This is a genomic window from Microcoleus sp. CAWBG58 (assembly GCF_020883045.1).
Classification (GTDB): domain Bacteria; phylum Cyanobacteriota; class Cyanobacteriia; order Cyanobacteriales; family Microcoleaceae; genus Microcoleus.
Map to the genome: position 1 here is coordinate 1 of NZ_JAHRFA010000043.1, position 11,837 is coordinate 11,837.

The following is an 11,837-nucleotide window of genomic DNA, read 5'->3' on the forward strand; positions in this document are numbered from 1 at the left end:
TGAGAATGGACGCACGATTTGGCATAATGGAGAAAGATATTTTGGTTTGTAAGGCAACTATCTATGTATATCTTGCCTTACAGATTTTTTTTTGGTCACTTTTTCAGTGCCATTCGACTTTAGTCCTTCCAGATTTTTGAGGGTTGAAGTCCTCACTACCAACCAATAAGTTTTGCTATCTTGTCAGAACAATTTAGATTTGAGGAAATGCCAAATGCTGTCATCTCCGATCGTATTGCGAATGCTACCAGAATTGCAAATGACAGAAGACGAGTTTTTCGACTTCTGTCAAATCAATCGCAATTTGCGAATTGAACGCAACCAGCGAGGAGAAATACTATTGTTGACTCTTGTTGGCGGAATCAGCAGCAACCGCAATGCTATTTTAACTGGAGAACTGGGCATTTGGACAGAAGAAGACGGAACAGGCGTTGGCTTTGCTTCTTGTACAGGATTTACTTTATCGATCGGCTCCGTGCGATCGCCTGACGCTTCCTGGATTAAACTAGAAAGGTGGAATGCTTTATCAAAAGCACAGCAAGAAAAATTTGCCCCAATTTGCCCTGACTTTGTAGTTGAACTCAGACCAGATTTTGAGGACTTAGAGCCACTACAAGAAAAGATGCAAGAATATATGAGAGAACCAGGAGTGCGGCTGGGCTGGCTGATAGACCGCAAAAATCGCAGAGTCTACATTTACCGCCCCGGTTTGACCGAGGAATGCTTGGAGAATCCGGTGACAGTCAGTGGCGACCCAGTTTTGCCGGGATTTTTGCTAAATATGAGCAAAATTTGGTAAACTGCTAGCACGAAATATCAAAGTTATTGTCAGAGTTATATAGTATAGAAACAATCAAAAAATATGGATATCAAAAACGGCTTTGTAGGCACTATCGGCAATACTCCCCTCATCCGCTTAAACAGCTTCAGCGATGAAACCGGCTGCGAAATTCTCGGCAAAGCAGAGTTTCTCAATCCCGGCGGTTCCGTCAAAGACCGGGCTGCTTTGTACATCATCAAAGACGCTGAAGAAAAAGGCTTGCTGAAACCGGGGGGAACTGTTGTTGAAGGCACTGCCGGCAATACTGGCATCGGTTTAGCACACATTTGCAACGCTAAAGGTTACAAGTGTTTGATTGTGATTCCTGATACCCAATCACAAGAAAAAATTGATGCTTTGAAAACCTTGGGCGCCGAAGTTCGGACTGTTCCTGCTGTTCCTTACAAAGACCCGAATAATTATGTCAAAATGTCGGGAAGATTGGCTGCGGAAATGGAGAATGCCGTCTGGGCAAATCAGTTTGACAATTTAGCCAATCGCCAAGCTCATTTTGAGACAACTGGCCCGGAAATATGGGAACAAACCGATGGAAAAATTGATGCTTGGGTGGCTGCAACGGGTACGGGTGGAACTTTCGCGGGTGTATCAATGTTTTTGAAATCAAAAAATTCCGCGATTAAAAGTGTCTTGGCAGACCCGATGGGCAGCGGGCTTTACAGTTATTTCAAAACTGGGGAAATTAAGACTGAAGGTAGTTCGATTACTGAGGGAATTGGTACCAGCCGCGTTACTGCAAATATGGAGAATGCCCCGGTAGATGATGCTATCCAAATTCATGATACTGAGGCTGTCCGCGTGGTTTACCAATTGCTGAGGAAAGAAGGCTTATTTATGGGCGGTTCTGTTGGGATTAATGTGGGGGCAGCCGTGGCTTTGGCGAAGCAAATGGGGCCGGGACATAGGATTGTGACGGTACTTTGCGACGGTGGAGCTCGGTATCAGTCGCGTTTGTTCGATCGCCAATGGTTGGCATCAAAAGGTTTATCATCAGATGAGTAGGCACGTTGCACACGTGTATCGAGATTGGTGTGGCGCAGTCCAACTCACCAATCATTGGGAAATTATCTGTGTCTATCAGTGTTTGTTTCAAAAGTATCTGCGGTTAGCGGATTCATCCCAGATTTATGTAGCTCGATCGCCAATGGTTGGCATCAAAAGGTTTATCATCAGATTAATATCGGGTGCCTGTGGTGTACCTGAATAATCCCCCACGTGCGCCTTGCTCACTTTATAATGAGAGTATATATGGCCGCACCTATTCCCATGATAAAAAAATAGCATATATTCAGCCGAGTGTCAAGTAAAAAAACATGAAAATCAAAGAATCTTCGAGGCAAGTTCTTGTTTGCCAAAACCGCACTTGTCGCAAGCAAAGTACAGCAAAGGTACTGGCAGCTTTTAAACAATTGTCACCTTCTGAAGTTGAAGTTGTTGCTAGCGGTTGCTTGGGACAGTGCGGTAACGGCCCGATGGTGTTGGTACTACCAGAAGAGGTTTGGTATAGCGGTATTTCTGCTGAAGAAGTTGCGGCAATAACTGAGCAACATTTGCGGGGAGGAAAGCCAGTAGAGGCGATGCTTTACCGCAAATTTCATGTGAAGTGCTAAATAGCCGATCGCCTGTATTCCACTAATTAATTATATTGCAATACGGTTTACTTAACACTTTTTATGCCCCGGAGATCCCCCTCGCATCCCCCGAACCAAGGGGGACTTAAGAGCTTTCTTGTCCCCCCCCTTGGTTCGGGGGGGGTTAGGGGGTATCTGCCTTAAGTAAACCGTATTGGACTATAAGATTAGTACAAGTTCGCTCAAAGAAATCCTGGCGTTCTTATCTAACAAGTGTCCGAGAACCTAAAATATTACCCCCCTATGTAGTGGCAGATTTGTATCAAAGACGCTGGCGAATTGAAGAGATTTTTTGTACAGTAAAGAGAGTTTTAAATTTAAGTTATTTATGGACAGGTTCGCTCAACGGAATCCAGATCCAAATCTGGGCTAGTTGGCTATTTTATGCGGTTTTGATAGACTTAGGGGATGCCGTTGACCTCTCAACGTACCTTCTACAGTTGCTTCTAAAACAAAACCCGTTTTATTGGCTGTACAACCCCTATTCATTTTGTTCGCTCCTGAATATAATCTGATTAAGCCGATCGCACTTTTAGCACTCCCCGGTCAAAAACCCGCTTGTCAGTACCGATCGCACTGACAAACATCCGGTCTTCATAGACATCAAACGTCGCAAAACTCAGGCGGCTAGCAGAAAACTCCGTCCACTCAGAACGCCCCACCGGACGAGTGCCTCCGCCAGCACCGCAAATTAAATAAGTCGTACCGTCAATCGAACGGGTGCGTTCGTAACTGTGTTCGTGTCCGTTGATATAAAGCTGCACGCCGTATTTTTTAAACAAAGGCGTCAAAGTCTTAATAAAAGGTTGATTCAATCCATACACGCCAGAGGAATAAATCTGGTGGTGGCCGAACACAACTTTCCACGGTGCAGTGCTTTGACTCAACTCTTTCTCCAGCCAAGCAAGCTGATTTTTCCAATCCGCATTATCATTAGTATCTAACGCAAAAAACTGTACCGGATCGCGCCGAAAAGTATAGTAGCGACCTTGCATATTAAAACCCGGATATTTAACTTGCGGGTCGCCGTTAGCAGTGCGAATGTCGTGATTTCCCAAACAAGCATAAAATTTTACGCCTTGCTGCAATAACGGCTGATAAGGCTTCTCAAAAACAGCATTAATTTTTTCAATTTCGCCGTTATTGTAGATATTGTCGCCGGCGAGAACAGCCAGATTAAAAGGATTTTCCCGGTGATATTGCGCCATCGCCTCAGCCACAGCATACTGACCTTCAGCGCCGGTGCCGGTGTCGGCCAGCGAAATAAAGCGTAAAATAGGCGGTGAGGCCGGCAATGGGACGATCGCCCTTTGGGCCTCAAGGTTAGAAGGCACAGCAGCATTGGCGTCTTTACCCCAGGAAGTCCGAAGCTGAAGCATTTTCGAGACTCCTGCCCAACCTAGGGCGCCCAGACTGCCTAAAATTAGAAAGTGACGGCGTTTGATGCTCATGAGAAATTTGGGTAGAACTAATTAAATGATAAATTAGGGATGAGATGGCTCACCTAAAATTTATCCTGTTTAGATATATTTGTAACGCTCCAAGGCAGAGAAAATGTCAGAAGAACCACTAAATCAACCAACTCCAGAACCGTCTGAATCTCCGACACCGGAGGTAGACTCGCCAGCAAAGTCGGCGGCGACTCCCAGTACAGCTCAAAATGCGAGCAGCGCTGTTCCCACAAATGAGAAAATCGCGGAAGTTAACAGCGTACCCCCGCAAAAAGCTGCGGTAAAATTCGATAAAAAGCCTGTCTCTAAACCTGCGGGCGGTAGTTTTTTAGCAAAAGTCGGTGTACTGTGGCAAAGTATTGTGCGCTTAGTTCGATCGCTCCTACCTGCATCTGCGAACGCCAAGCTGTCCGATCCAATTTTAAACGCCTCCTTAGCTGCAATTCTGATCGTTGCGATCGGTTTAACTGTAAACAGTTTTTCGGCAAAACCGCCCCAGAAAGTAGCAAAAGCGCCTATCCCAGCAGCACAGCTATCCCCCACCTTTGACGATTTTGTGGCGCCGCCAACAGCGAAATCCCCAGAGGCGATCGCAAATTCTGAGCCTACACCCGCTAAATTTAAAAGCAAGTTGCCCGATTTAGCGGCCCCGAAAAAACCAGAACCTGTAGAAATTATCCCGCTGCCACTGACGCCGGAACAGTCTCTGATTGCGGCGATTCAAACTCAAGTTGCTGAGATTACGAATCGACTCGGCGGCGGTTTAGTTAAGTCTGTTGATGCTGATTTCTCGATCGGTCTTTTGACTGTCAAAGTCGCTCAAGATTGGTACAAACTCAGCGATGTAGAGCAAAATCAGCTCGCCCGTCAAATGTGGAAAGAAGCTAACTCGCTGGATTTTAGCAAGTTACAAATTGCAAATTTGGAAGGGAAGTTAATAGCTAGAAGTCCGGTTGTTGGTTCGGAGATGATTATTCTAGAAAGAGGCATTAATAAAGTTTAAATCCTCTATATCTGCAAACGGTCTGATAAGTCGGAAAGTCCAGGAGCCACGATATATAGCCTTTCTCAGATAGGTGAGGTACGTTGTTGGGCTTCAGCCCTCTCTCATTTGATGAGGACTGAAGTCCGAACGATCGAACCTTAAAAAGCTGATTTAGCAGAGATTAAATTAATTAACTTTGAGGGAAATTGAACAATGACAATTTTAACTCAAGTCGAACAAGTAGAAATTCAATATCCGAGCAGTGACGGAGAGCCGATGGCCGAAAGCGACATCACGCGCGATTACATGACTTATGCTGTAGAAGCTGCAAACCTTTACTTTCAAGGGCGTTCTGATGTTTACGTGTCAGCGAATTCTTTCATTTAGAAATAGCAATTAAATCACTTAAGCAATTTGCTTGTTATTTTCGCTCTACCTGGTGACGCAGATAGGCGACACTCTGCCTCCTTTGACGAACCAGCTTATAGGACAGAGGACTGTAGGAGCTGTTTAAATTATTAAATTTTCGTTCCTTATTATGAAGAAAGGAACAACATTGTTCCGTAATTTCAAGGCAGTAAATTTGAGTAGGCTTGAAATGAAATCCTAGAACAATTTAAGTATGATTACTGAGTAACGTACATTACTTTCATAAAGAATCTGTAAACTTTTAACAATTGAATCACAATTTATAAGTAAAACAAACTAACAAGCGCAGCAAGTTTCACATATGGGCTGGTATTAAGTTGTTGCCGACACTGCCAGTTTTTCAGTGCCAGACTGAAAATCTCAGTAATTTCCGTGATTGACTGGTTCCGAAAATACGGGAACATTATTTTCAATAAAACTTTGGAAACTAAATAAAAATCAAGCACTAAAAAATCGATCGAATCGGAATCCACACATTCCTCTTGAACGAATTCTGAAGCGCATCAATTAGTTAGTTTGAAACTACCAAAATCCAACAGCTCACTCGCATCTACCGAAATCAAATATGAAACCTTTTCAACCTTCACCTTTTAACACTCAAGATCCGTTTCAGAATTTCCTCACCCCAGAATTCGAGATTGATAGCAAAAACTTACTCAATAATCGATCGCTCGCCAACACCATCCCAGAACAAACACTCGCTTCACTTCCAGCCAATGAGAACAATAGCGCTGAAGACATCGCCAGTTGTTCTAACTCCCTTAGTTTGACTCAGAGCTTCTCCAACACAGATTTTACCCCCCCGAAAAAATAGCGCACTGGATGCTCTGACTGGGGAATTTATAGGCGAAAGGGATCTCGACTACTCAGACAAAGATATTTTAATCGGCGAAAGACGCGCATCCCTACTCGCAGCAACAGCTTCAAATCCTAAAAAACCTCCCATCATCCAAAACGCCGAACTTAAGTTTACAGACAGCAACAATCAACCTTTTCCCAACAATCAACCCGTTCTCTTCATCACGGCTACCAATGTATTAGTTGACAATTTTGGCGACCCCGCAGGCAGCAGATTCAGCGACTTAACCGTAAAATTTTTCGTAGGCAAACAAGCTTACGAAGGAACAGTTTTGACAGACAAAAGTCGCAAATTAGCAAACAATCAATTTGAAATCGCCGTTCAAGTTCCCAACACCGTACCGTTAGGTGAATCCCGCATCGTCATCAGCCGCAAGCAAAACGAAAAAGTCAGCCCAAATCCCTTAGAAACAGCCAAACAAGTTAAATACGATAGCAGTCCTTACCGAATAGAAAACAATACAGCATACATCTTTGCCGCGCAGTGGACAGCAGATAAAGTTGCAATTATTAACGGTGCAAATCCCAAATCAGTCGTCGCAGCTACTAATAGCAGCGACTTGTCCATTGCCAGCGTTTCTGTAGGCACGGATGATATACTCGATCGCCCGCGAGAACTAACTGTAACCAGTGACGGCAGCCGCGCTTACGTAGTAATGGATCGTTCTGGGCGCGTTGCTGTAGTCGATCCGATGACGCGGCAACAGATAGATACTCAGCCCAATACCGCTGGTATCAACCCGATCAATTTGCCCAGCGGTGCAGAAGGTCGATCGATAGTCATACACCCCCGCGACGAATACGCCTACATCGCTGACGGCAAAGCTGGCGGCAATTCCATCTACGTTCTCGATATCAACCCGTTTTCACCAACCTATCACCAAGTCACCCAAACCATCCCAGTCGGTACAGCACCAAGCGGTTTGCGACAGATGGCAATTAGCAGCGACGGCAAAAAGCTATTTGTTACCGCACCAAACGGCGCGAACAGCAAGATTTACGCCGTTAACATCGACCCCAAAGACCGACCAATCAGCCCCGGCGCGAACCCCAAAAAATGGAATCAATTAATCGCAAATATAACAGCCGATGAAGGATTAGAAGGATTAGCTGCTACGGTCAATCCGTTGAAAATGACATTTACAAACAGCGGCAAAGATAGCAAAGGATTTGGGGTACTGGATATTACCAATAACGACCCCGTAAGTTTTGCTGCTACTACTCGCTATGCAAGTTTAGGGCTGGGTTCAACCTTTGATTACTTCGATGTGAATGAGGGAGTTTCGGTAACAGTTTTACCGGATGCTAGTTATGCGTTTGTTGTGGGTCGGAATGCGGATACAAAATTTTTCGGTCAGGAAATACCCAGCATAGATGGAGACCCGCGGGCCGGGAGCAATATCGGCATTATCAAAGACCCACTGACGAATCCGCAATTAGTAGCAGCAACTCGACCAATCCCCAACGGGTTTGCTACTGATTTAGTGCTTTCTAGTGACAGCAAGTACCTCTATGCTTCCTATCCGAATTTGAGCGGTGCGAACGGCAAAGTGTATGTCTTTGACACTCAGGAATTCATTAGAACTGTGACCAACCCCGGTCAATTTCAAATTGATGCTAAAGGTCGGGGTGTCGGGCTGCCTTTGTTCAACAGCGCTACAGCACGAAATGCTACGGTTGCTGACTTGGCGGCGATTCCAATTGATAATATTAATCCAGCGGTTAGTATTGCTGCTGATTTTCAGATTCTGACCGACGCGAACAATCAATATACTTACGGCGTGCCGCCGGGAAGTAAGAAAGCTCCCGTTTCTGTGACTAACCCTCGCGGTTTGGCGGCGACACCGCTGGATTGGTTGGATTTGAAAGAGCCAATAGGTACTAGCAAAAATTCAGAAAATCCCCTTAACCCAAAGTTCCAATGGAGTTTTGACAGTCCACCGAATCAGGACATTACAGAAGTTAATCTCTTCGTCAGCGTGTTTGACGAAGGTGAGGGCTTGTTGCCTTGGGATAAAGTAGTTGATTTACCCGACCCTAACGGTAACAAATTTCTCTTCGACCAAGGATTGAGCAAACCGCAGCAGTTAGATTTACTGACAAAACCTTGGAATACATCATCTTACCGCAAAGAAAACGATTTCAATCCCAACCGCATTTTAACCGCAACTTGGCAGAAAGATAGCACCAATATCGGCAAGTGGACTTTCGATGGCGGTAAAACATTTACTCAGGGAAGCAATACCAGCTTTACACTTCCTCCCAGTCTCAAACTGACTGCCGGCCAGAAGTATAATTGGGCAGTTGAAGCTTGGAATAAAGAAGGAAAACGCAACGAGGAGTTTGGTAATTTCTGGACGCCGCTACCGCCAGCCCTCAACGGTGACAATACCTTCAGCAGCGTCACCGTGCTGACTCACGGCTTTAAACCTCCTGTGTTCAATGAGCCGGGAATTCCTTCAGAGTTTTACCAAATGGGTAATAGCATTGCCAATGCAGGTATCGACGGCGGCGGTTTGATGATGCAGTACGATCTCGCTACTGGTTACTGGATTCCTATCAACAAAAATGGTGCAGTTTCGCCAGACTTCCAAGCAGGTTTGAATCCCAAAGCCGACCCAAACTATCTCACAAAGCTGGGAAGTTATATAGCTCCATACCTTGCCAAAAAACAACCATTAGTTCTGCTAAATAACTGGTCACAAAATAATGAGTCGGCAGTTCCTGATTCAGGCTTCACAGAAGCAGCCGCAGATGCTTTCTTTACTTCCCTCGTGCAGTTGGATGGAGTGCTGAAGAATAAAACCAGCCCTACCAAACAAGGTGCAGTTTTCAATTCACCGCTGCACTTTGTTGGTTTCAGTCGGGGTACAGTTGTTAACAGCGAAATTATTCAGCGTTTGGGTACTCATTTTCCTGATGCTGGCGGCAAACCCAACTCTGGTACTCGCGACCTTCAGATGACAACTTTAGACCCCCATGATTTCAAGCAACCGGGTCTAAAGGTGCCACTAGGGGATTTCAGCGATTTCCGCGAACCGAAAGTTCAGGTGTGGAAAAATGTTACTTTTGCCGACAATTATTATCAGACAGTCCCGAATTTATTGAGCGGTACACTTACGCCAGCGGGTCGCAATATTCCAAATCTACCGTCTACTGAGAACGGAACAGCCCCAGGACTTAAGTTTCCGCGAGAAGGTTGGAGATCGGAAACTCCCAATCCTAATGGTAAGCTGTTAGGAGAACCGGATTTGTCGGTTTTCTTGGGAACTAATAAAAATAACCCAGGTTACAATAACAGCCGTGCTGGGTTTACGAGAGAAACAGATCCTATTTTTGGAACGGGAGGCGTACACGGACGTGTTGTGAGTTGGTACGGAGGAACATCCGACTTGCTTCCAACTAACTTTCCGTCCGATCAAAACTTAGAAGTTAATCCTGTATTTCGTCGGCGAGGCGATGAGTATCGAGAACAGTTGTTCGATAAAAACTTTTCATTTAACAATAGTGTTGTGACAGGCCCGGCTCGGGTTAGCCCTTGGTATACGCCGGAAAGCAAATTCCAACACGGTGCAGATGCTGCTCCTTGGGAAGGGATTGGTACGGGCTGGTTTTATTCGGCTCTGGGTGGCGGTTACAGTTCCCGCCCCAAAACAAATGTAGAGCGTATCCCGCTAGATTTTGACAATACTTATGATGCCAGGATGCGGGGAGATGCGGCAGTTCCTACTTTGTTTAATGGGAATTTTGATGCTGTTTTCGATCCTTCGGGAGTAACTCGAACTCCTTTGTCTAAGGGTCTACCTGGATGGTCGTTCCACAACGGTCAATCCGCAAATATTGATTTGGTTCAAAGTTTGGAAGACGTAAAACTTATCCAAGGGAACAGCCAACCAAACTATGCCTTTAAGTTAGAAACCAGCAAGGTGAAGGAAATTGTTCACAATCGCTTTGTTGTACCCGATTGGGGCGCTCTTCGATTCGATCTGCACGCACCAAAGATTGCCAATAGCTCTAATGCCAAATCTAAAGGCACGCTGAATGTCACTATTCGACCATTAGATCCCTCAATTCCAGCATTTTCTCAACCAATAACTCTTCAAAAAGCTGAAAATCAAACGGACACTAATAAAGCTCCTGCTAGTTACCTAACAGATAAATACAAAGTAGATTACGGGATAGAAGGCTTTGAATCTTTCTCTGTTGATGTACCAGAAAAACTTCGCGGTCAGCCAGCAACTCTTGAATTCAAGATCGAAGCATCTATTCCCGTCTATCTAGATAATGTCTTTTTCCAAAGCGAGTCGCTGAGGTTTGGCAATCCAACTACAGCAAGAACTGACCTAGTGACTAATAAGACCTATCAAAATAACTATTTGATAGAGAAGCCACAGTACACTGTTTCCTATAATGGTCAAAAAAATACACCTAACTGGGTTAGTTGGGTTCTGGATGGCTCGTGGCCAGGAAATATTAAAAGTAAAGACAGACCTCGTGAGTTTGCGGTAGACCCCGATTTAAATAGTTCCTTTTACCGGGTTGCTCATAAAGACTATAACTTCGATAGTCAAATTAACTATGAGAAGAAGGGCGAGTATGACTTATTTAATCTTGAAAAGCCAGCTATCTTCTGGCCAGTACGGGGACACATGAGTGCTTCTAACGACCGAAATAGAAGCACAAAGGATATGTATGCTAGTTTCTTAACTACGAATATTGTTCCTCAAGATGCCAAGGGAAATGGAGGTGCTTGGAGTAGTTTGGAAGAGAAGCTACAGGATCTGGCGCGTCTTAAAAATGAACAAGGACAGCCAACACCTTATAAGTTCTATATCTCTTCTGGTGTGTACGGTGCTGGTGGTGGAGAGTTAACAAAATATTCTACTCCTCCTACTGTGAAAGTTTTAAATGAAAGAGGAAGAGTTGTGGAAGCTCCACTTCAGGATAATCCCAATTCTTTTAAAACATTCAAAACAGCGGACGGTGATCGAACGATAACAGTTCCTAGTGCTCTCTGGAAAGTTGTGCTGGGATTCAAGCCAAATTCAACATCTGACAAGCCAGATTATCACTTTGCTTTTTGGATGCCGAACAATTCCTATGAAATTCAGAAGAGCCTAGATTACACGACAAAAGATGCCAAGGGAAATATTATCGTCAAAAATAATACCTTGGGCTGGGAAGAGCGTTTAATTCCCATTGGCAAGCTAGAAGAAAGACTGAATGCAGATTTACAAAAATCTGGCGACTCATTTAGATATGACTTTCTTTCTCAGATAAAAGATCCTAACAGCAAGGACAAAATGAAAAAAAATATATCCCTTCTTCCCTAAAAAATTGGCTCAACTAACTTCCTCTTTGGCTGAGGGTAGGTAATTAGTTGATATATAGCAATTCTCAATCATTCATGAGGATTTGTAGGGGTAGTGCCCCGTGCCTACCCCAGCATCTAAGGGCAACCACGGGGGGATTGCCCCTACAAGAATTATGCAAATGATTTAGGATCGCTATAGCCCGTCTAAATCATTTGTATAGATATGTAGGGGCGATGCCAAGAGTGTCGGCCCTGACAATCACGGGGTTCTTCAGGGGGGATTACCCTTACCAAGATTATACAACTCATTTAGACGTGCTATAGTAGCTAC

General features: G+C 44.6%; 9 protein-coding genes and 1 pseudogene. 9 read left to right on the forward strand and 1 reads right to left on the reverse strand.

What is annotated here, in order from left to right; all coding sequences use genetic code 11:
• Window positions 1-214: 214 nt before the first annotated feature.
• The 5 genes and pseudogenes from QZ918_RS19235 to QZ918_RS19255 form a co-directional block, all read left to right on the forward strand.
• Window positions 215-799: a Uma2 family endonuclease gene (locus QZ918_RS19235; RefSeq protein WP_293337716.1), complete on the forward strand. Its 585-nt coding sequence runs from the start codon at window positions 215-217 to the stop codon at window positions 797-799.
• 63 nt (window positions 800-862) lie between these two features.
• Window positions 863-1,840, forward strand: coding sequence for a cysteine synthase A (locus QZ918_RS19240; protein ID WP_293337718.1), 978 nt, complete (start codon window positions 863-865; stop codon window positions 1,838-1,840).
• Window positions 1,833-2,045, forward strand: coding sequence for a hypothetical protein (locus QZ918_RS19245; protein ID WP_293337720.1), 213 nt, complete (start codon window positions 1,833-1,835; stop codon window positions 2,043-2,045). Before QZ918_RS19240 ends, QZ918_RS19245 begins: the two co-directional genes overlap by 8 nt.
• A 106-nt stretch (window positions 2,046-2,151) precedes the next feature.
• A complete protein-coding gene (locus tag QZ918_RS19250; protein WP_293152819.1) occupies window positions 2,152-2,448 on the forward strand; it encodes a (2Fe-2S) ferredoxin domain-containing protein in 297 nt (98 codons plus the stop codon).
• 179 nt (window positions 2,449-2,627) lie between these two features.
• Window positions 2,628-2,885: pseudogene (locus QZ918_RS19255) on the forward strand (transposase); the annotation flags it as partial.
• 99 nt (window positions 2,886-2,984) lie between these two features.
• On the opposite strand, the gene QZ918_RS19260 reads toward QZ918_RS19255, so the two are convergent.
• Window positions 2,985-3,920 carry a metallophosphoesterase family protein gene (locus QZ918_RS19260; protein ID WP_293152816.1) on the reverse strand — a complete coding sequence of 312 codons (936 nt, stop codon included), beginning with the start codon at window positions 3,918-3,920 and terminating at the stop codon, window positions 2,985-2,987.
• Window positions 3,921-4,023: 103 nt separating this feature from the next.
• On the opposite strand from QZ918_RS19260, the gene QZ918_RS19265 reads away from it, so the two are divergent.
• The 4 genes from QZ918_RS19265 (at window position 4,024) to QZ918_RS19280 (ending at window position 11,525) form a co-directional block, all read left to right on the forward strand.
• Entirely contained in the window at window positions 4,024-4,923 is a 900-nt protein-coding gene (locus QZ918_RS19265; protein WP_293337722.1) for a hypothetical protein, read from the forward strand.
• Between the two features lie 195 nt (window positions 4,924-5,118).
• On the forward strand, window positions 5,119-5,292 hold the full coding sequence (locus QZ918_RS19270; protein ID WP_293152810.1) for a hypothetical protein: 174 nt from the start codon (window positions 5,119-5,121) through the stop codon (window positions 5,290-5,292).
• 607 nt (window positions 5,293-5,899) lie between these two features.
• Window positions 5,900-6,148 carry a hypothetical protein gene (locus QZ918_RS19275; RefSeq protein WP_293337724.1) on the forward strand — a complete coding sequence of 83 codons (249 nt, stop codon included), beginning with the start codon at window positions 5,900-5,902 and terminating at the stop codon, window positions 6,146-6,148.
• Window positions 6,149-6,464: 316 nt separating this feature from the next.
• A complete protein-coding gene (locus QZ918_RS19280; RefSeq protein WP_293337726.1) occupies window positions 6,465-11,525 on the forward strand; it encodes a DNA/RNA non-specific endonuclease in 5,061 nt (1,686 codons plus the stop codon).
• Window positions 11,526-11,837 lie beyond the last annotated feature (312 nt).